Source organism: Exiguobacterium sp. s46, from assembly GCF_018618875.1.
In the GTDB taxonomy this organism is placed as follows: Bacteria; Bacillota; Bacilli; order Exiguobacteriales; family Exiguobacteriaceae; genus Exiguobacterium_A; species Exiguobacterium_A abrahamii.
The window spans coordinates 1,612,004-1,631,810 of the sequence record NZ_JACSMY010000001.1 but is presented as its reverse complement, the minus strand read 5'-3'; the positions used below and the strand labels follow the sequence as shown (position 1 = coordinate 1,631,810).

19 protein-coding genes are annotated in these 19,807 nt (G+C 47.1%); 18 read left to right on the top strand and 1 reads right to left on the bottom strand.

Annotation, left to right across the window (positions count from 1 at the left end; all coding sequences use genetic code 11):
- Positions 1-42 precede the first annotated feature (42 nt).
- The 11 genes from polA to KNQ08_RS08520 all read left to right on the top strand — a co-directional run bounded on the left by polA (position 43) and on the right by KNQ08_RS08520 (position 12,916).
- Entirely contained in the window at positions 43-2,640 is a 2,598-nt protein-coding gene (gene polA, locus KNQ08_RS08570; protein WP_214723786.1) for a DNA polymerase I, read from the top strand.
- A gap of 16 nt (positions 2,641-2,656) precedes the next feature.
- Complete coding sequence (mutM, locus tag KNQ08_RS08565; RefSeq protein ID WP_149427709.1) at positions 2,657-3,487, top strand: DNA-formamidopyrimidine glycosylase; 831 nt, start codon at positions 2,657-2,659, stop codon at positions 3,485-3,487.
- Entirely contained in the window at positions 3,466-4,089 is a 624-nt protein-coding gene (gene coaE, locus KNQ08_RS08560; RefSeq protein ID WP_353049222.1) for a dephospho-CoA kinase, read from the top strand. Before mutM ends, coaE begins: the two co-directional genes overlap by 22 nt.
- 132 nt (positions 4,090-4,221) lie before the next feature.
- Positions 4,222-5,265 carry a glyceraldehyde-3-phosphate dehydrogenase gene (locus tag KNQ08_RS08555; protein ID WP_023469025.1) on the top strand — a complete coding sequence of 348 codons (1,044 nt, stop codon included), beginning with the start codon at positions 4,222-4,224 and terminating at the stop codon, positions 5,263-5,265.
- A gap of 258 nt (positions 5,266-5,523) precedes the next feature.
- Positions 5,524-5,910 carry an adenosylmethionine decarboxylase gene (gene speD / locus KNQ08_RS08550; protein WP_023469024.1) on the top strand — a complete coding sequence of 129 codons (387 nt, stop codon included), beginning with the start codon at positions 5,524-5,526 and terminating at the stop codon, positions 5,908-5,910.
- Positions 5,911-6,017: 107 nt separating this feature from the next.
- On the top strand, positions 6,018-6,386 hold the full coding sequence (locus KNQ08_RS08545; protein WP_023469023.1) for a hypothetical protein: 369 nt from the start codon (positions 6,018-6,020) through the stop codon (positions 6,384-6,386).
- 13 nt (positions 6,387-6,399) lie between these two features.
- Positions 6,400-6,876: a transcriptional regulator NrdR gene (gene nrdR / locus KNQ08_RS08540; RefSeq protein WP_023469022.1), complete on the top strand. Its 477-nt coding sequence runs from the start codon at positions 6,400-6,402 to the stop codon at positions 6,874-6,876.
- A 72-nt stretch (positions 6,877-6,948) separates the two neighbouring features.
- Complete coding sequence (locus KNQ08_RS08535) at positions 6,949-8,310, top strand: replication initiation and membrane attachment family protein (RefSeq protein ID WP_064299518.1); 1,362 nt, start codon at positions 6,949-6,951, stop codon at positions 8,308-8,310.
- Positions 8,311-8,322: 12 nt separating this feature from the next.
- A complete protein-coding gene (gene dnaI / locus KNQ08_RS08530) occupies positions 8,323-9,240 on the top strand; it encodes a primosomal protein DnaI (RefSeq protein WP_023469020.1) in 918 nt (305 codons plus the stop codon).
- Between the two features lie 310 nt (positions 9,241-9,550).
- Positions 9,551-11,491, top strand: a complete 1,941-nt coding sequence (gene thrS, locus KNQ08_RS08525; RefSeq protein ID WP_029342321.1) for a threonine--tRNA ligase — start codon at positions 9,551-9,553, stop codon at positions 11,489-11,491.
- Between the two features lie 219 nt (positions 11,492-11,710).
- A complete protein-coding gene (locus tag KNQ08_RS08520) occupies positions 11,711-12,916 on the top strand; it encodes a glycoside hydrolase family protein (protein WP_214805265.1) in 1,206 nt (401 codons plus the stop codon).
- A 47-nt stretch (positions 12,917-12,963) separates the two neighbouring features.
- Here the strand turns inward: KNQ08_RS08520 and KNQ08_RS08515 are convergent, their stop codons facing one another.
- Positions 12,964-14,433, bottom strand: coding sequence for a catalase (locus KNQ08_RS08515; protein WP_023469017.1), 1,470 nt, complete (start codon positions 14,431-14,433; stop codon positions 12,964-12,966).
- A 433-nt stretch (positions 14,434-14,866) separates the two neighbouring features.
- Between KNQ08_RS08515 and infC the strand changes: the two genes are divergently transcribed.
- The 7 genes from infC (at position 14,867) to pheS (ending at position 19,803) form a co-directional block, all read left to right on the top strand.
- Positions 14,867-15,397 (top strand): translation initiation factor IF-3, encoded by a 531-nt coding sequence (gene infC / locus KNQ08_RS08510; protein ID WP_035406328.1) that lies wholly within the window; start codon positions 14,867-14,869, stop codon positions 15,395-15,397.
- 27 nt (positions 15,398-15,424) lie between these two features.
- Positions 15,425-15,619, top strand: a complete 195-nt coding sequence (rpmI, locus tag KNQ08_RS08505) for a 50S ribosomal protein L35 (protein WP_023469015.1) — start codon at positions 15,425-15,427, stop codon at positions 15,617-15,619.
- A gap of 37 nt (positions 15,620-15,656) precedes the next feature.
- The gene (gene rplT / locus KNQ08_RS08500; protein ID WP_012371057.1) at positions 15,657-16,016 is read left to right on the top strand and encodes a 50S ribosomal protein L20; all 360 of its coding nucleotides are present in this window, start codon (positions 15,657-15,659) and stop codon (positions 16,014-16,016) included.
- 118 nt (positions 16,017-16,134) lie between these two features.
- Positions 16,135-16,617, top strand: coding sequence for a dUTP diphosphatase (locus KNQ08_RS08495; protein ID WP_023469014.1), 483 nt, complete (start codon positions 16,135-16,137; stop codon positions 16,615-16,617).
- A gap of 12 nt (positions 16,618-16,629) precedes the next feature.
- Positions 16,630-17,712 carry a M42 family metallopeptidase gene (locus KNQ08_RS08490; RefSeq protein ID WP_064299521.1) on the top strand — a complete coding sequence of 361 codons (1,083 nt, stop codon included), beginning with the start codon at positions 16,630-16,632 and terminating at the stop codon, positions 17,710-17,712.
- 7 nt (positions 17,713-17,719) lie between these two features.
- Positions 17,720-18,472 (top strand): TrmH family RNA methyltransferase, encoded by a 753-nt coding sequence (locus tag KNQ08_RS08485; protein ID WP_050677644.1) that lies wholly within the window; start codon positions 17,720-17,722, stop codon positions 18,470-18,472.
- Between the two features lie 308 nt (positions 18,473-18,780).
- Positions 18,781-19,803 carry a phenylalanine--tRNA ligase subunit alpha gene (gene pheS, locus KNQ08_RS08480; protein WP_035396564.1) on the top strand — a complete coding sequence of 341 codons (1,023 nt, stop codon included), beginning with the start codon at positions 18,781-18,783 and terminating at the stop codon, positions 19,801-19,803.
- The last annotated feature ends 4 nt before the right edge of the window (positions 19,804-19,807 follow it).

Genomic DNA, 19,807 nt, shown 5'->3' with positions numbered 1-19,807 from the left:
GAGTGATACAATAGGAACAGAAAATCGATTAAAGGGGCGTAGATGATGGAAAATAAATTGCTATTGATTGATGGGAACTCGTTGACCTATCGGGCGTTTTTCGCCTTACCACCAATGACGGATGCGCAAGGACGAAATACGAACGCAGCTTATGGCTTTACGATGATGTTATTGAAGTTGCTCGAGGAAGAACAACCTACACATATGCTCGTTGCCTTCGATGCTTCGAGTGAAACGTTCCGTCATGATGTCTATCAGGAGTATAAAGGGAGTCGGGAAAAGACACCGTCCGAACTACGTGAGCAATTCCCGATCGTCCGGGATATCTGTGAAGCGCTCGGTATTCAAATGATGGAACTCCATCGCTATGAGGCAGATGATTTGATTGGTACGCTCGCACGAACGATGCCGACGGATCGGACGCGGATCGTCACAGGTGATAAAGATTTACTTCAACTTGTCACGGATAAGGTCGAAGTCTTGATCACGAAGCGTGGGATCACGGACGTCCAGTGCATGACGGAGGAACTGTTCGCTGAGACATATGGTGGTCTCAAACCGATTCAAATGATTGACCTGAAAGGGTTAATGGGGGATAAGTCGGATAATATTCCAGGGATTCCTGGGATTGGTGAAAAGACGGCAGTTAAATTGATTTCGGCATATGGTTCTGTCGAAGGACTGTATGAACATGTTGAAGACTTAAAAGGTAAGCAGAAGGAAAAAGTCATCGCGAACGAAGAGTTAGCACGACTATCGAAAGAACTTGCGACAATTAAAGTCGATGTCCCGCTCGAGACGACGCTAGATGATTTGCAAATTCGCGACGTTGATACCCAAGTGCCGTATTCGTTGTTCCAGTCGCTTGGCTTCAAGTCGTTGACGAATCGATTCGCCCCTGTCGTCAAAGAAGAGGATAAAGAGCAGTTGAACGTCGTGACGATCACTTCACTTCCTGAAGACGTCACCGATGCGGTGTTGCTTGCTGAACAGTTGCGAGAGGATTACATGGAAGAGGACATCATCGGGTTTGCGATCGCAACGCCTGACACGATCTATGTTGCTGCCCCAACGCTGGTCGAGGATCCGGCATTCCGCCAATGGATCGAGTCGGAACATCGGAAGGTTTGTCTTGATGCCAAACAAGTCGCATTCGCGTTGCGTAAGCACGGCTTAACCTTAAACGGTTATGAGGATCTGTTATTAGCGGGTTACTTATTGAACTTAAGTGGCGGCACGACGCTCGCTTCAATTGCTGGTCATTATGCATTGATGGCACCGAACGAAGAAGCAGTCCTCGGTAAGGGAGCCAAACGTCTAGCCCCAGCGGATGACGTATTACATCCTTATCTTGCAGAAAAGGCACGGATGATCGAGTTATTGTTCCCGAAAGTCCGGGAAGAGTTGAAGGCGAATCAGCAATATGAGCTGTATGAAACACTAGAGCGTCCATTGTCAGGTGTCCTCGCTGAGATGGAGTGGACCGGGATTCGTGTCGACGTCGCGACGCTCCAATCGATGCAAGCAGATCTTGCCGGGCGTCTTACAGAACTTGAGACGTTGGTCTTTGAAGCGGCAGGTGAGTCGTTCAATATCAATTCACCGAAACAACTTGGTGTGATTCTGTTTGAAAAACTCGAACTGCCCGCCTTCAAGAAAACAAAGACCGGCTACTCGACTGCCGCAGACGTCCTTGAAAAACTGCGTCCGCTGCATCCGGTCATCGATCACATCATGTTATACCGGGAGCTCCAAAAATTACAGTCGACGTATGTCGAAGGCTTACAAAAAGTCATCAAGGAAGACGGAAAGATTCACACCCGTTTTGCTCAGACGATTGCCCAGACAGGTCGTTTAAGTTCGGTCAATCCGAACCTTCAGAATATCCCGATTCGGATCGAAGAAGGACGGAAGATTCGAAAAGCCTTCGTTCCGAGTGAGGCAGGCTGGTCACTGTACGCTGCCGACTATTCACAAATCGAATTACGTGTCATGGCCGATATGTCGCAGGATCAGACGCTTGTCGATGCATTCTTACATGATGAGGATATCCATACTCAAACGGCAAGTAGTGTCTTTGGTGTTGAACCGGAGGATGTCACAGGAAATATGCGGCGTCAGGCGAAAGCCGTCAACTTCGGCATTATTTATGGAATCAGCGATTATGGACTGTCACAAAACTTGAACATCACGCGGAAGGAAGCACAATCGTTCATCGATCGTTATTTCGAGCTGTTCCCGCAAATCAAACAGTTCATGGATACGGCGATTGAAACGGCACGAGCGAATGGATTCGTCGAAACGTTGATGAACCGTCGCCGTAACATTCCGGATATCAATTCGAAAAACTTCAACTTACGCGGTTTTGCGGAACGTACGGCGATCAATACGCCGATTCAAGGTTCGGCTGCGGATATCATTAAAAAAGCGATGCTTGATGTTCATGCTGCCTTACAGGCATCTGATCTGAAAGCGCGTTTGTTATTACAAGTACACGATGAATTGATTTTTGAAGCACCAGACGAGGAACTCGACGCTTTACAAGCGCTTGTCAAACAAGCGATGGAGCAGACCGTCGAACTATCCGTACCGCTACGCGTCGATGGGGGCGCAGGACATACGTGGTACGAAACGAAGTAAGCAAGGAGGAATAGACGTGCCTGAATTACCTGAAGTCGAGACCGTTCGCCGCAGTTTAGAACGTTCGGTCTCTGGAAAAACAGTCTCTTCCGTCAAAGTCTACCACCCGAAAATGATTCGGGGGATGGAAGTGGCACCATTTGCAGATGCCTTACATCAAGAACGGATCGAACGCGTCGAACGTCGCGGTAAGTTCCTACTCTTTGATTTTGATCGTTTTTATCTCGTCAGCCATTTGCGGATGGAAGGGAAGTACTTCCCGTATCCACAACCGGTCGAGCGGGATAAACATACCCATGTCGTCTTCCGATTCACGGATGGTTCGGAGCTGCATTACAATGACGTCCGGAAGTTCGGAACGATGGAATTGCGTGATAAGGAAACAGCGATGCAGACTGCTCCACTGGCACAGCTGGAGCGTGAACCGTTTGATCCGGAGTTCACAGCAGAAGTGTTAGCGGAGAATTTAATTCGTAAAAAAAGAAGTCCAATCAAAACGGCACTGCTCGACCAATCGATTTTCCTTGGTCTCGGTAACATCTATGTCGATGAGACCCTTCATGCGGCACGCGTTCATCCGTTGACGAAGGCTGGTGCCTTGACGCTTGATGATATCTCACGCATCCATCAAGCCGGTGTCGACGTCTTACGACAAGCAGTGGAAGCGGGAGGAAGTACGATCCGAAGTTATGTCTCACCTTCTGGAAAAGGTGAGTTCCAGCTTCAACTCGCGGTATACGGTCAAAAGGGCGAACCGTGTCCCCGTTGTGGCACTGTCATTGAAAAAATTAAAGTCGGCGGACGGGGAACACACTTCTGTCCGACGTGCCAACAGGTCGCCTTATGAGGGTTGGTCTGACGGGCAGTATCGCCACCGGTAAAAGTACGGTTTCTAGCTATCTGAAGCAAAAAGGAATAGCGGTCATCGATGCGGATCTCGTTGCACGAGAAGTCATTGAACCAGGCGGGCGAGCCTATGAGGCGGTCAAGATGGCCTTCCCGGAAGCATTCGAAGAAGGACGTCTCGTTCGTCCAAAACTCGGACAAATCATTTTTCAGGATAGCGAAAAACGACAACAGCTGAATCAGTTGATGCACCCAAGTATTCGACGACAGATGCTTGATGAAGCAGATGCCTATGAACGTTCAGGACATTCGCTCGTCGTATTTGATATTCCGTTGTTACTTGAAGGCGATTGGCGGACGCTGTTCGACCGTGTCGTAGTCGTGTATTGTCCGGAAAACATGCAGTTAAGACGATTGATGCAACGTAATGACCTATCGGAAGAAGAAGCATATGCACGTATTCATTCGCAACTTAGCATTGAACAGAAAAAAGAGCTTGCGGATGATGTGTTCTTCAATGATGGGAGTCTTGATTCGTTATATCAACAAATCGATAAATGGTTAGTATTATATGACACCGATAAGCATGAGAGTGGTACATGAAAAGTGCGAAGTGAGAGAAGTTTCCATCTTCTCTCACTTTTTTTAGAGAACATAATGAAATCGCTTACATTTCATGATATAGTTCTATCTGTAAACGGAGCTACATCCGTCACATTGAAGGGGGATCCGCACATGGGAGTCAAGGTGGCAGTCAATGGTTTTGGTCGAATTGGTCGAATGGTCTTTCGACGTCTGATCGCTGAGGGGAAAAGCGAAGTCGTAGCAATCAATGCAAGCTATCCAGTCGAAACACTTGCACATTTAATCAAGTACGACACGGTACATGGGAAATTCAATTATCCGGTCGACATCATCGATGGGGCGTTGATGGTTGACGGAAGACAAATTCAAATCGTCAGTGAACGCAATCCTGAACTATTGCCGTGGGGGGAACTCGGCATCGATATCGTCGTCGAAGCGACAGGAAAGTTCAACTCAGATACGGGTGCTGCGAAGCATTTAGTGGCAGGCGCAAAAAAGGTCGTCATCACGGCACCTGCTAAAGGGGATGTCCGGACGATCGTCATGGGTGTCAATGACGACATGTATGATCATGAAACAGATGCTATCGTCTCGAACGCATCGTGTACGACGAACTGTCTCGCACCTGTCGTGCAAGTCATCGACCGGGCATTCGGAATCGAATCGGGTCTCGTGACGACGGTTCACGCGTTTACGAACGATCAAAATAATATTGATAATCCACATAAAGATTTACGACGCGCACGTGCATGTGGCTCATCCATCATTCCAACATCGACAGGTGCGGCAAAGGCGATTTCTCTCGTCTTGCCACACTTGGAAGGAAAATTGAATGGACTCGCGCTTCGTGTTCCGACACCAAACGTCTCACTCGTCGATCTCGTCGTCGAAGTCAGTCGCGATACGACAGTTGCTGAAGTGAACGAAGCGTTCACGAAAGCAGCGGACGGTGCGCTTGAAGGCATTCTCGGAATGACGATGGAACCGCTCGTTTCGATCGACTTCAACGGAGAAGAGCGTTCGACGGTCGTCGATGGACTCTCGACGATGGTCATGGGTGGTCGTCAAGTGAAGGTCCTCGCTTGGTACGATAATGAATGGGGTTACTCCTGCCGCGTCGTCGACCTCGTACACCTTGTTTCGGCGCACTTAGAGGCGATGGGAACGGTTGAAAAAGAACTTGAATTGAATTAATGACAACGGGCAGATCCCAGTAACGACGGGACCTGTCCCGTTTTTTTTCTAGAAATGTATTAATTTTTGAAATTTATCCTTGTGTATCTTTTTGATACTCGCTATAATTCAAATCGTGAACTTCAATCGGTCTGGCAATCGCAGCTTAAAGGGTTAGGACCTCTCTGGACTAACTTTCCCCCGTGGGTGCGAACGACTCAGGCGCAAAGTAAGTGATCAACTACTTTGAAGACCATTGAATGTAGGGGGGATCCACAAATGGATACTATGGGAAGACACATTATTGCAGAACTTTGGGATTGTAATCCTGAAAAATTGAACGACATGGAATTCGTTGAACGACTTTTCGTTGACGCAGCACTTCAAGCAGGTGCAGAAGTACGAGAAGTAGCATTCCACAAGTTTGCACCACACGGCGTCAGTGGCGTCGTCATTATCTCTGAATCGCACTTGACGATTCACAGTTTCCCAGAGCACGGGTATGCATCGGTTGATGTCTTTACTTGTGGGGATCGGATCGATCCAGCCATCGCAGCGAACTACATTGCTGAAAAGCTCGATGCGAAAATCCGTGAAAATGTCGAAATTCCACGTGGTATGGGACCAGTTCAAGTTCCAGCGGCTACTGTCCAGCACGTCAACTGACAACACACACGAATTCGTCAAGCCCTCGTCGTTCAGACGAGGGCTTTTTAATATGTCTGACGTCTGTTATTCTTAATAGTAGAAGAAACAAAGAAAAGAGGATGACCATGGGACTGAAGGAACGCTTGCAAAAACAGCTAGAGACATCCGATACACATAAAAACGAAAATTTACGCACACACTACTATGCGGCAACAGTCGAGATGTTGTTTGCTGGTTTAGAAAATATCTTAAAGCAAGAGGGCGGGACAGTTCGTCGTGTTGACGCGGAACGTGGAGAACTCGCTTTTACATTAAAAGAAGTCGACGGACTCGCGACCGTCATTATGGTGGCGGGCGGACGTACGGCCGTCGATCTATTCTTACATCGTGAAAGTCTTCTCGGACCTGATCTCGAAAAACACATCGAGCGAATCTATGCATCACTTGATGCGGGATATCGATTAAAAATGATTGGAACAAAAGAAATCACGTGAACGGAGGTACGGCATGCGCTGTCCAGCCTGTAATTTTAACGGAACAAAAGTACTGGACTCAAGACCGGTCCAGGATTTCGGTTCGATTCGGAGGAGACGTGAATGTGAGTCTTGCGGCTATCGCTTTACGACTTTCGAAATGGTCGAACAGACCCCTTTAATCATCGTAAAGAAAGACGGAACACGCGACGAGTTCAATCGTGATAAAATTTTGCGGGGACTAGTGCGTGCCTGTGAAAAACGACCGATTTCGATTGAACAGCTAGAAACAGTCGTCAGTCGGGTCGAAAAGGCATTGCGGGCGACGGCTCAGCATGAGATTCCAAGTGAGCAGGTCGGACGTCTCGTGTTAAATGAATTAGCTTCCGTCGATGAAGTAGCATACGTCCGCTTTGCGAGTGTCTATAAACAATTCAAGGACATCAATGTCTTCTTCCAAGAGCTCTCTGAGCTGATGGAGCGACATCAAGAAAATGACCGTGAAAATTGAACGTGATATAAGAGAGGTCGTCTGTCCGGTCAGCGCACCTCTCTTTTTCTCCCTAAGGAAAGGACGAGTCAGATGGTAGAACGTGAACTTTCCGGTACCGATCTTTGCTTAGTGATGAGCAATGGTGTCGTCGACCGTGAAGCCTATCAATCTTTATATTATTTGTACCAGCCGATCATTGGTGTCAAAGCACTTGGACTCTATCAAACGTTTTGGAGCGAGATGATTCCGGGAAAGACAAAATCCCAATACATCTCCCATGCAGAACTCGGAACGCTACTCGGTTTTTCCGTCGATGAGTTCAAGGAAGAGCTATTCAAGCTAGAAGGGATCGGTTTGATCCGGACGTTCGAAGCGCGCCAAGCCGCGTATCGCTACATCTATCAAATCCGAGTGCCGCTTGCGCCAAACACTTTCTTGAATGACGGGGTGTTATCGAGTCTGCTATTCTACCGCGTCGGTGAAATCCGGTTCCGGTCGTTACAGCATCGTTTCCGGACGGAGCCGCTTCCGAAGAATATCGTTGATCGGACGGTCCGATTTGATCAAGTGTTCGATGTGAAAGCTGGTCTTGCTTCTGCGCATCAACCGAAGGCCTATGCGAAACAGGAACGAGCAGTATATGAATTCGATTATTCGTTTGATTTAGAAGAGATGAAACGTCAAACCGATCGCTTTTTGCCACGCTCGTTTTATTCAAAGGCAATCGATCATCTGCTCGTAAAGCTTGCGTACGTCACGCAGTCGAATGAAGCATTGATGGCGGAACTGTTGAATGCCCGTTTCCGTCACGAAGCATATTTGCCGATGACCGATGCTGAGAAACAAGAACGTTGCAAACAGATGATGTTGTCAGCGAAACAAAAGCTCAGCCGAGAGAAAAAAGCGAAGGTCGCCTCACTCGACACGATCGAGGTCGGAGACGTCGAAGCGACAGAAACGATGGAAAGTACCCATCCGAAGCATTATGTCGCGAAGTTACGAAAAGTCAAAGCGTTGTCTGAACGAGATGAAGAGTTGATCCAGCAATTGATCATCGATTATGAAATGTCATCCGGGATCGTCAATGCCGCCTACTACTATGCGCTCGTCGTCAAAAAAGACAATCGCTTCAGTAAGAACTTCCTCTTATCAATCGTCGATGATTGGAAACAGAAGGGGTACGTGACAGCATCCGAGGCGCTGGCGAAGACGCAGGAGCAGGATGACTTGATCGCGAAAAAGCAGGAGCAAAAACAAGAACGCGCGCGTCAGACCGTTGGTGGACGTCGGGGACGGACCAGCAATACGAACGGCGGTCCGAATCCGAAGTGGTTGCAAGAAGAGAAGGCAAAACAGCAACAGTATGAAGCCTCTAAAAAAGCGAGTTTCGAAGCGGATGTTCCAGACGATGAAGAGATGGAACGAATCTTACGAGAACTGAAGGGGAACTAAAGGAGTCGAGACATGGAACATATCCAATCATCTATCGAAAAAATATTAAGTCGACCGGACGTCGCAGAATCGGTTCGAGCGATTCAACAACGGGTGTTGTCTCATCCGGGGGTCGTCATGTTCTTACGGACCCATCCGGAGATCGATCAACGGATGATCGAGCGGGGAATGCTCAAACTGAACGAATACGCGGAACAGATGGATGGGAATCGACTGATCGAAAGCAAAGCCGTCATCGAAGGCTATCAGCCGATCCTGCACGTCGAAAAAGGACAGATCGTCGTTTCGTATGAGAAGTCACAAGCGCTCAAAGACCGAGAAGATGAACGTGCACTTGAGAAAAAGTTCAAGAGTCTGTTCCTGCCGGATGAAGTGCGCGATGCGAACTTCAGCGATTTCGACTTGTCGACGACGGACCGGAAGCTCGCCTTGCGCGCGGCTTCGCAGTTCCTCAATCACTTGCGCTCAAAAGAGCATGTAAAGGGACTGTACCTGCACGGTAGCTTTGGTGTCGGGAAAACGTATCTCTTGGCTGCGATCGGGAATGCACTGAAGAAAGAACGGATTGCAACGATTCTCGTCCATGCACCGGGGTTCGTCGCTGAAGCAAAACGGCGGATCCGGTCGGACTCGTTCGATACGTTCCTTGAAGGATTCCAAACGATTCCAGTCTTATTAATTGACGATATCGGTGCAGAATCGATCAGTCCGTGGGTAAGGGATGAATTGTTCGGAATCATTTTGCAATACCGCATGATGCATCGTCTGCCGACATTGTTCAGCTCAAACTTATCTTATGATGAACTTGAGCTCCATTTCGGGATTACGAACGATCAAGGTGATAAATTAAAGGCCGCACGACTGATGGAGCGGATCCGGACGACGACGCAACCGATCGAGTTCCTCGGTGAAAATCGACGTCGCTACTAATTTTCCTTGTCAAGGAAGCGACCGATTCGTTATACTAATGACACGTCAATAGACGATGCAACGATTGAGGATATGAAGTATGAAATGAACCAAACTAGCGAGAGAAGAATGGTGGAAGCTTCTCATGGCATCATTCATGTCTTTACTCCCTCATAGCACGAACGGGGCTAATCCGTTTGCGCTTCACGCCCGTTAACGCGTGTTCGAGCCGAACCAACATTGGTCCGGGAACGAGGGTGGTACCACGAGATTAAGACTCGTCCCTTTTTAGGGATGAGTCTTTTTTATTTTGTTAAAGGGGGAAACAGTCATGTCAAACATCGCACTTACATTTCCAGATGGCGCCGTAAAGGAATTCGCAGTCGGTACGACAGCAGAAGAAGTTGCTGCTTCAATCAGCCCAGGACTTCGTAAAAAAGCATTTGCTGCCAAACTAAACGGGCACGCAATCGATTACCGTCGTCCAATCGAAGAGGACGGCACAATCGAATTGATCATGCCGGATTCAGAAGAAGGGCTCGACTTGATTCGTCACTCTTCAGCTCACTTGATGGCACAAGCCATCAAACGTCTGTATCCAGATGAAACGATTCATCTTGGGATCGGACCGACAATCGAGAATGGTTTCTACTATGACATCGATATGGAACGTCGTCTGACAGAAGAAGACTTACCAGAAATCGAGAAAATGATGAATAAAATCGCGGGTGAGAACTTGCCGATCGAACGCGAAGTCGTTTCGCGTGACGAAGCACTTGCAATCTATAAAGAACTCAATGATCCGTTGAAAGTCGAATTGATCGAATCGATTCCTGCTGATCAGGATTTGACGATTTACCGTCAAGGCGAATTCTTCGATCTCTGCCGTGGACCACACGTTCCAGCAACAGCGAAGCTACAAGTCTTCAAATTGATGAGCATTGCTGGTGCTTACTGGCGTGGGGATTCAAAAAACAAGATGTTACAACGGATTTACGGTACAGCATGGGCGACAAAAGATCAGTTGAAACAACATCTCCACTTCCTTGCTGAAGCGAAAGAGCGGGATCACCGTAAACTCGGGAAGGAACTTGGCTTGTTCTTCACTTCTCAAGAAGTCGGTCAAGGACTCCCGATGTGGCTACCAAAAGGAGCAGCGATCCGTCGGACGGTCGAACGTTATATCGTCGATAAAGAACTCGAACTTGGATATGAGCACGTCTATACACCGGTTCTCGGTTCAGTCGATCTATACAAGACATCGGGTCACTGGGATCACTATCAAGATGACATGTTCCCGAAAATGGAGATGGACAATGAAGAACTCGTTCTTCGTCCGATGAACTGTCCACACCACATGATGGTCTACAAGAACGAACCGCGTTCGTACCGTGATTTACCGCTTCGTGTCGCGGAGCTTGGTGGTATGCACCGTTATGAGATGTCTGGTGCCTTGACTGGTCTTCAGCGTGTTCGTTATATGGTCCTTAACGATGGACATACGTTCGTCCGTCCTGACCAAATGAAAGATGAGTTCAAAGCCATCGTTCACCTCATTCAAGAAGTCTATGCTGACTTCGGAATCACGGATTACAAATTCCGTCTTTCGTACCGTGACCCAGCGGATAAAGAGAAGTACTTCGATAACGATGCGATTTGGGAAATGGCGCAACGTGAGTTGAAAGAAACGATGGATGAGCTCGAACTCGAATACTTCGAAGCAGAAGGCGAAGCTGCATTCTACGGACCGAAGCTTGACGTTCAAGTTCGGACAGCACTTGGTAAAGATGAGACGCTTTCGACAGTCCAACTCGACTTCCTCTTACCAGAGCGATTCGAATTGACTTATAAAGGAAATGACGGACAAGATCACCGTCCGGTCGTCTTACACCGAGGTGTCGTTTCGACGATGGAACGATTCGTCGCATACTTGATTGAAGAATACAAAGGCGCGTTCCCAACATGGCTCGCACCTGTTCAGGTGAAGTTGATTCCGGTTTCTAAAGTTCATGAAGACTATGCCCGTGAAATCAAAGCGATCCTACTGAAAAAGGGAATTCGTGTTGAAACAGATTTCCGTGACGAAAAACTCGGATACCGGATTCGTGAAGCGCAAGTCAACAAAGTACCAGTCATGCTCGTTTTAGGTGACAAAGAAGTCGAATCGCGCGAAGTCAACATTCGTCGCTACGGTTCAAAAGACTCAAGCAATGCATCACTTGAACAATTCGTTGCCGACTTAGAGCAAGAAATCGCGAACCGTTCAAAATAATTATAGTCGCATGAAAGAGTTCGTCCTGCTAATGTAGGACGGACTTTTTTTGTGATGTGATACTTAAAAGAAGGAAGCAACAAGCCGATGACAAAGATAGATCATCCAGCTAAATCTATCCAACATAACCGAAAATCATTTTTCCTTTAATTGGATAAATGCTATAATAAACCTTCATTGGATGGAATGTTTTGAAGGATGGAAAGGAAGTTACAAAAAATGAAACAGACGACTCTTGCTGTTCTCATCGCCTCTTCACTTTTAATCGGTATTCATCCGGGAAAAGCGGATGCGGCGACGACTAAAAAGACATACCGGATCACACCAAAAACAGAAGCGATTGACCCGACGATTCGTAAATATACGACCTATAACGCAAAGACGCGCAACCATTATACGATGCGCTCTTATTTGGAACGTCTTGAAAAAGAGGGGGGCGGGACACTCGTCTTGACGAAAGGAACATATCTGTCTCCACTACGTGTTGGTATTCCGTCCAACACGACGGTGATTTTGGAAGATGGCGTCATCATCAAGAAGACGACGGAGACAGGAACGACGAAGATTAGTTCGACGACCAGTGTATTTGATCTTGTTGCTCCATCCGTGTTGCGTTTGAACAAAAAGGTCGGAAAGTATGATGGTTCACAGAACGTTAAAATCATCGGGAAAGGCAATGCGCAAATCGACTTGAATCGATATACGCGTGGTTCGGCATTCGCCATTGCCCATAATCAAAACTTGTATATCGGCGGCATCACAGTACGGAATCAAAAAGGTTCACATGCGATGGAACTTGATGCAACGAAAAAGGCAGTCATCGAAAACATGAAATTCGTCGACGCCGTCATGATACCGAATACTGGTCCGAATGAATCGATTAATCTCGATACACCAGACCCGATCACAAAGGGGTTCAACTGGAAGTGGTCGAAACAAGACGGAACTCCGAATGCAGATATCACGATTCGCAATAACCTGTTCCGTAACATCAACGTGGCAATTGGCACACATCAATATACAGAAAATCGATTACACACGAATGTGCGGATCGAAAAAAATACGATTGACGGAACAAAGGATTATGCCATTTCGATGATGAACTGGAAAAATCCAACGGTCCGTTACAATACGATTCGAAACGTGCACCGGGCGGATGGAAAAGCGATGACGATTCTCGGTAGAGGAGTTGTCGGAGGGACGATTCGCTACAATCGATTTGAAGACGCGGATCGGGCGATTCAAATGCAGCCGTTCCAAAGCAATGGCTATGCTCCCATCTATAATACGTTTACGGCAGAGCAAAAACGTTACATGCAACAAAATACAGTCAAGCAAGTTGGACTCGATCAAATCGTCTTATTCAAGAAACTCAATGAGTTCACCTATAAAACAGCAGAACGATATGATTTCATTCCATACTAAGACACAAGAAAGCACCCAAGACTAGCGTCGAGGGTGCTTGTTTTGCGTTATGACCGCATTTGTTGTAAGAATGGTTCAATATCGACTTGAAGCGCTTCTGATAGTTTCTGACCGAGTGAAGCATCAGCGCGGTAGAAGTTGCAGATTGCGAGCAAGACCGTATTCTCGTGGCGAACCTGCTCGAGGTCGTTGACGAGGTTCTTCAGGAGAGCTGCTTGCTCGTCTTCTGTCAAACGACGGTATACTTCGCCGGCTTGACCGAAGTTGTTCGTCTTCTCGATTTCGAGACGACCGTGTTTATCATCAAGTAACGGCTGGTTTTCTTCCGTATACTCTGGTGTTTCTTTTGGTTCTTCTTGATAGCGGTTCGGTTCGTAGTTCACCGGACTCGTTTGTTGACCGACTGGCATTGCACCATCACGTTGATAGTTGTTCACTTGTGCGAACGGACAGTTGATCGGAAGTTGTTGGTAGTTCGTTCCGATACGGTAACGTTGTGTATCGGAATAGGAGAACAAGCGACCCTGTAATAACTTATCTTCAGATGGCAACATTCCTGGAATCAAGACACCTGGGTTGAATCCGACAGATTCCGTTTCAGCGAAATAGTTGTCGACGTTCTTATTCAAAGTCATCGTACCGACGTGTTGGAACGGGATGACATCTTCAAACCAATCTTTTGTTGCATCGAGCGGATCGAAATCGAACTGATCGACGTCAGCCGGATCGAGCACCTGTACGAACAGATCCCATTCCGGATAATCTCCATCTTCAATCGCTTGGAACGTATCGTTTGAAGCGTGGTTAAAGTCTTTTCCTTGAATCTCTGTTGCTTCTTCTGCTGAGAGATTATGAATACCAGCTTTCGGTACCCAGCGTAGTTTGACATAAACCGTATTGCCATGAGCGTTCACCCATTTGAATGAATGGACGGAAGAACCACGCATTTTACGGTAGCTTGCAGGAATGCCTTCATCCGTAAAGAGATGCATGAGCATGTTCGTCGATTCCGGACGAAGTGTCATGAAGTCCCAGTAACGGTCAGGATCTTGAATATTCGTGCGTGGATCTGGTTTAAGTGAATGGACCATATCCGGGAACTTCATAGCGTCACGAATGAAGAAGACAGGAAGGTTGTTCCCGACGAAATCCCAGTTTCCTTCTTCTGTATAGAACTTGACAGAGAATCCACGTGGATCGCGGAGCGTCTCTGGAGAATGCGTGCCGTGAATAACAGTCGAGAAACGGGCGAAGACAGGAACTTCTGTCCCTTCTTCTTGTAAAAACGCGGCTTTCGTGTACTTTTTCATTGAGTTTTTGACAGTGAAGACACCGTGAGCACCGAATCCACGAGCGTGTACAACGCGCTCAGGTACACGTTCCCGGTCGAAATGGGCCATCTTTTCAATTAATTGATAGTCTTCTAATAATGTAGGTCCACGACGTCCAGCCGTGCGTGAATTCTGGTTGTCTCCAATTGGTACACCTTGATTGGTCGTTAATCGTTTTTCAGTCATCTGTTATTCTCCCCCTTATGTAAGATTACATTGATTATAAAACAATAATCATTCTAAATAAACAATTTTGCTTGCGAATGTTCTGAATCTTTTTGGTATGTTAAGAATGTACCCATGAAAAACAGGTTAGAAACTTCTTGCTTATCCGTCAAAGGATTGCTATTATAATCAAGTATGTGAGCAACGTTCTGTAAGAACATAGAAAGCGGCTTGACATCACGGGAAAACAAGTGCTATGATAGCAAAGTGAAATGACAACAAAGCAGAAGCATCCCGCTTCTCACCATGTATGACGACTCGTACTGGTTCATCATGAAGATACGCAATGTATAGCGAATGCTGTGCCTTGGCGTTCCTTATGAGTGTGGGCGGGAAAAACTGCCGACGCTTTTTTTATAGCGTTTTCTATCATTCATTTTTCGTGCAATGCACGATGGAGGTGCTAACCATTAGCAAAGATCTGTTAATCAATGAAAGCATCCGCGCCCGCGAAGTTCGTCTTATCGGAGCGGATGGTGCTCAACTAGGTGTCCAATCACGCAACGAAGCGTTACGTCTCGCTGAGGAAGCGGAACTTGACCTCGTCATGGTCGCTCCACAAGCGACGCCGCCAGTTTGTAAGATCATGGACTACGGTAAATACCGTTTCGAGATGCAAAAGAAGGACAAAGAAACTCGGAAGAATCAGAAAGTGATTCAGATGAAAGAAGTTCGTCTTAGCCCGACGATCGAGGAGAACGACTTCCAAACGAAATTCCGTAATGCGAAGAAATTCTTGGAGAATGGTAACAAAGTGAAAGCGAGTATTCGTTTCCGCGGTCGTGCCATTACTCACTCGGAAATCGGTAGACGCGTTCTCGAACGCCTCGCAACGGATTTAAGTGAGTTCGGTGTTGTGGAACAGAGACCGAAGATGGAAGGACGCAGCATGTTCCTCGTGCTTGCTCCTAAGAAAGAAGACTAATCGAATCGAAGTAGGAGGGAATCTCTCATGCCTAAAATGAAATCGCACCGCGGTGCTTCTAAACGTTTCAAACGTACTGCTTCTGGCAAATTGAAACGTGGTCGTGCTTACACAAGCCACTTGTTCGGTAACAAATCAACAAAAGCGAAACGTAAATTACGTAAAGCTAGCATGGTATCTACGGGTGACTTCAAACGCATCCGTCACATGATCGCGAAGTAATTTATCCAATCGTATACAGATTTAGGAGGGAATTTATATGCCACGCGTAAAAGGCGGATATACGACTCGTCAACGTCGTAAAAAACAACTCAAATTAGCTAAGGGCTACTACGGCTCGAAACATACACTCTTCAAGGTTGCGAAACAGCAAGTCATGAAATCTCTCATGTACGCTTACCGTGACCGTCGTCAAAAGAAACGTGACTTCCGTCGCCTCTGGATCACTCGGATCAATGCGGCAGCACGTATCAACGGTCTTTCTTACAGCCGCATGATGCATGGTCTTAAATTAGCTGGTATCGACGTTAACCGTAAGATGCTCGCTGACCTCGCAGTTACAGATGCAACTGCATTTGCTTCACTTGCTGACACAGCAAAAGCAAAATTGAACGCTTAAGTTCTACAATTCGTCGGGGAATTTAATTCTCCGACGTTTTTTTCGATTTAATGATAAAATAAGAAGGCACGTCGATGAGACGGTCATATGATTTTTTTAGATAGAAGGAGAATTAAAGATGGATTGGTTGACACTTTTTGAGATGCAAGAACAGTTGGATAAACGGATTCAGTCAGAACATCAATTGACAGGCAATCAATTCGACGAGCGTCTGCTCGCCTTACTGGTCGAACTCGGTGAACTTGCGAACGAGACACGTTGCTTTAAGTTCTGGTCGAAGAAGGGACCATCCGCTCAAGTCACAATTCTTGAGGAATATGTCGATGGCGTCCATTTTCTACTCTCACTAGGTCTAGCGCTTGATTACAAGAAAAGTCATTTTACAGAAGGTGACTTCTATTTGACAGCAACAGATGCTTTTTTAGACGTCTATAACAAAACGAACGTCTTTGCGATTTCGCGGACGGAACAAAGTTATGATGTTCTGATTGGTGCATACCTTGCATTAGGTGCTACACTAGGCTTTACACAGGATATGATTTTCAAGGCTTACATTTCTAAAAATGAAGCAAACCATGTGCGACAAGACAACGGTTACTAAGGAGGAAATCAGATGAACGAACAATTACATATGCTAAAACGTCTCACGGACGCAACAGGTGTACCGGGAAACGAAAAAGAAGTCCGGAGCCTCATGCGTGAATATTTAGAACCTCATGCAGAAGCATTCCACCAGGATGGTCTCGGTAGTCTGTTTGCTGAACATAAAGGCGCAGGCGAAGATGCACCACGTGTATTGATTGCTGGTCACATGGATGAAGTCGGATTCATGGTCACGAAGATCGATGAAAAAGGATTCCTTCGTTTCCAACCACTCGGCGGTTGGTGGGGTCAAGTCCTCTTGGCACAGCGTATGAACATTGTAACGTCATCTGGTGAAGTCATTCCAGGTGTAATCGGTGCAAAACCACCTCATGTTTTACCACCGGAAGCGCGCAATAAGCCGGTCGACATTAAAGATATGTTCATCGATATCGGTGCTTCATCAAAAGAAGAAGTCGACGGTTGGGGAATTCGTCCGGGTGATACGGTCGTTCCACATTGCGAATTTACTGTGATGAAAAATGAGAACTTCTTGATGGCAAAAGCGTGGGACAACCGGATTGGTTGTGCCATCGCAATCGAAGCAATCAAACGCTTAAAAGCAGACGGACATCCGAACACGATTTTCGCAGGAGCGACTGTTCAGGAAGAAGTCGGGTTACGTGGGGCTCAAACCGTCGCACACCTACTCAAACCATCAATCGCCTTTGCAGTCGATACAGGTATCCCAGGTGATACGCCAGGAATGACCGATCGTGAAGCATTGTCTAAATTAGGTGAAGGCGTTCAAGTCATCATGTTCGATGCGTCGATGATCGCACATCGTGGATTGATCGATTTCGTGACGAAAGTCGCAACAGAAGAAAATATCAAGTATCAACTGGACTTAACACCAGGTGGCGGAACGGATGCAGCAAAATTCCATTTGTCTAATACAGGTGTTCCATCACTTGCATTGACTGTACCGATCCGTTACTTGCACACGAACGTCTCAATCATGCATAAAGCCGATTTCGAGGCAGCCGTCGATTTAGTCGTTGCTGTCACAAAACGTCTTGATGCGGAGACCGTCCAAGCGATCTACGAGGGGTAATAAAATAATGAAGCACATCGCATCAGCAAAGAACGAAATCGTTAAACAATGGAAAAAACTCTTAACGAAAAAAGGACGTCTGCAGACGAACCGTTTCTTGATCGAAGGAGAACATCTGATTGAAGAAGCTGTTCGCGCTGGAATCGTCAAGGAATTGATCGTGCGTGAATCGTACCAAGTACCAGGTTCTTGGAAAAGAAATGCCGATGTCTTTACGATCGATGAAGCCGTCATCAAAGTACTGGCTGAGACGGAAACGTCGCAAGGCATCTTCGCTGTCTGTGAGATGAAACAAGCTTCGGCACAATTAGAACGAGGACGCTATTTGTTGCTCGATCGTCTACAAGATCCAGGGAACGTCGGGACGATGATTCGGACAGCTGACGCAGCTGGATTCGATGGTGTCGTCGTCGGACCGGGAACAGTTGACGTCTATAACGGAAAAGTCATCCGTGCGACGCAAGGATCGCTGTTCCACCTACCTGTCATCTCCATGCCTCTCGAAGAGGCAGTCAATGCACTGCACGAGCAAGGAATTGCGGTAATCGGCACGGCGTTAGAAGGAGCGACGTCTTATCAAACGATCGCACCGATGGATGCACTCGGTTTGATCATCGGGAACGAAGCACAAGGCGTTGCGCCAGAATTGCTCTCTTATTGTGATGAGCGTGCCTACATCCCGATCCGCGGTAAAGCGGAGTCATTGAATGCGGCAGTAGCGGCTGGCATTTTGCTCTATCATTTTGCAAGCGTGGATTGAAACCGACAAGCGTTCATGCTAAAGTGAACATCAGGAATACATCATGGACGTTGATGGAACAGAGTACGTTAGGGAACGATTCAATCAGGGAGAAGCGGTCGTAGACTGAAAACTGCTTCGTGAATCTGCTAACCGAATTCACTCCGGAGTCGCACGAGAGATCGTGACGGGATGCGCCCGTTATCGCGCAATTGGAGGACTTTTCGATTGAAAAGTCAAACAAGGGTGGTACCACGGTGTTTACATCGTCCCTTCGGCATTTGCCGGAGGGACGTTTTTTTATATCTTCAACTAAAGGAGTGGGAAAGATGCGCGAGCAATTAGAAGCATTACGCGATGAAGCGTTGACATTAGTCGATCAGGCAACAACACAAAAAGATCTCAATGACGTCCGAGTCAAGTATCTCGGGAAAAAGGGACCAATCACAGAAGTATTACGAGGAATGGGAAAGTTATCAGCGGAAGAACGACCAGTCGTCGGTGAGATCGCTAATACGGTCCGTCAAGCGATCCAGGAGCAATTGGAACAACGTCTGACAGCTGTCAAACAACAAGAAATGGATGCGAAACTGGCAGCGGAAGCAATTGACGTCACGTTACCAGGACGTCCGAAAAAGGTCGGTCATGCGCACCTCTTGCAACAGGTGACGGATGAGATCGAAGACATCTTCGTCGGACTCGGTTATACGATTGCCGAAGGTCCAGAAGTCGAGCAAGATCTGTTCAACTTCGAGATGTTGAATTTACCGAAGGATCACCCGGCACGTGACATGCAAGACTCGTTCTATATCACGGAAGAAATTTTGATGCGAACGCATACGTCACCGGTCCAAGCACGGACGATGCTCGCTTCGAAAGGAGAACCGATCCGCATTCTCTGCCCAGGTAAAGTCTATCGTCGAGACGAAGATGATGCGACACATTCGCACCAATTCATGCAAGTCGAAGGACTCGTCGTCGGAGAATCGATTTCGATGGCAGACTTAAAAGGAACGCTTGAAGCCTTCGCGAAGCAGATGTTCGGTGAAGCACGTGAAGTCCGCTTACGCCCAAGTTTCTTCCCGTTCACGGAGCCGTCCGTCGAAGTCGACGTCTCGTGCTTCAAATGTGGCGGTAAAGGATGTAACATCTGTAAACAGACGGGATGGATTGAAATTCTGGGCGCTGGAATGGTTCACCCTCACGTTCTCGAAATGGCCGAATATGATAGCACGAAAATGTCAGGTTTCGCATTCGGAATGGGTATCGAACGGATTGCCATGTTGAAATACGGTGTCGATGATATTCGCCACTTCTATACGAATGACGTTCGCTTCAGCGAACAGTTTTAAGGGG

Bases quoted from the DNA above. Each gene is read 5' to 3' on its own strand.
- rplT (WP_012371057.1), top strand. From the start codon at position 15,657: ATGCCACGCGTAAAAGGCGGATATACGACTCGTCAACGTCGTAAAAAA.
- KNQ08_RS08490 (WP_064299521.1), top strand. From the start codon at position 16,630: ATGAACGAACAATTACATATGCTAAAACGTCTCACGGACGCAACAGGT.
- KNQ08_RS08535 (WP_064299518.1), top strand. From the start codon at position 6,949: ATGGTAGAACGTGAACTTTCCGGTACCGATCTTTGCTTAGTGATGAGC.
- KNQ08_RS08485 (WP_050677644.1), top strand. From the start codon at position 17,720: ATGAAGCACATCGCATCAGCAAAGAACGAAATCGTTAAACAATGGAAA.
- KNQ08_RS08545 (WP_023469023.1), top strand. From the start codon at position 6,018: ATGGGACTGAAGGAACGCTTGCAAAAACAGCTAGAGACATCCGATACA.
- nrdR (WP_023469022.1), top strand. From the start codon at position 6,400: ATGCGCTGTCCAGCCTGTAATTTTAACGGAACAAAAGTACTGGACTCA.
- KNQ08_RS08515 (WP_023469017.1), bottom strand. From the start codon at position 14,433: ATGACTGAAAAACGATTAACGACCAATCAAGGTGTACCAATTGGAGAC.
- polA (WP_214723786.1), top strand. From the start codon at position 43: ATGATGGAAAATAAATTGCTATTGATTGATGGGAACTCGTTGACCTAT.
- dnaI (WP_023469020.1), top strand. From the start codon at position 8,323: ATGGAACATATCCAATCATCTATCGAAAAAATATTAAGTCGACCGGAC.
- thrS (WP_029342321.1), top strand. From the start codon at position 9,551: ATGTCAAACATCGCACTTACATTTCCAGATGGCGCCGTAAAGGAATTC.
- speD (WP_023469024.1), top strand. From the start codon at position 5,524: ATGGATACTATGGGAAGACACATTATTGCAGAACTTTGGGATTGTAAT.
- KNQ08_RS08495 (WP_023469014.1), top strand. From the start codon at position 16,135: ATGGATTGGTTGACACTTTTTGAGATGCAAGAACAGTTGGATAAACGG.
- KNQ08_RS08520 (WP_214805265.1), top strand. From the start codon at position 11,711: ATGAAACAGACGACTCTTGCTGTTCTCATCGCCTCTTCACTTTTAATC.
- infC (WP_035406328.1), top strand. From the start codon at position 14,867: ATGGAGGTGCTAACCATTAGCAAAGATCTGTTAATCAATGAAAGCATC.
- pheS (WP_035396564.1), top strand. From the start codon at position 18,781: ATGCGCGAGCAATTAGAAGCATTACGCGATGAAGCGTTGACATTAGTC.
- rpmI (WP_023469015.1), top strand. From the start codon at position 15,425: ATGCCTAAAATGAAATCGCACCGCGGTGCTTCTAAACGTTTCAAACGT.
- KNQ08_RS08555 (WP_023469025.1), top strand. From the start codon at position 4,222: ATGGGAGTCAAGGTGGCAGTCAATGGTTTTGGTCGAATTGGTCGAATG.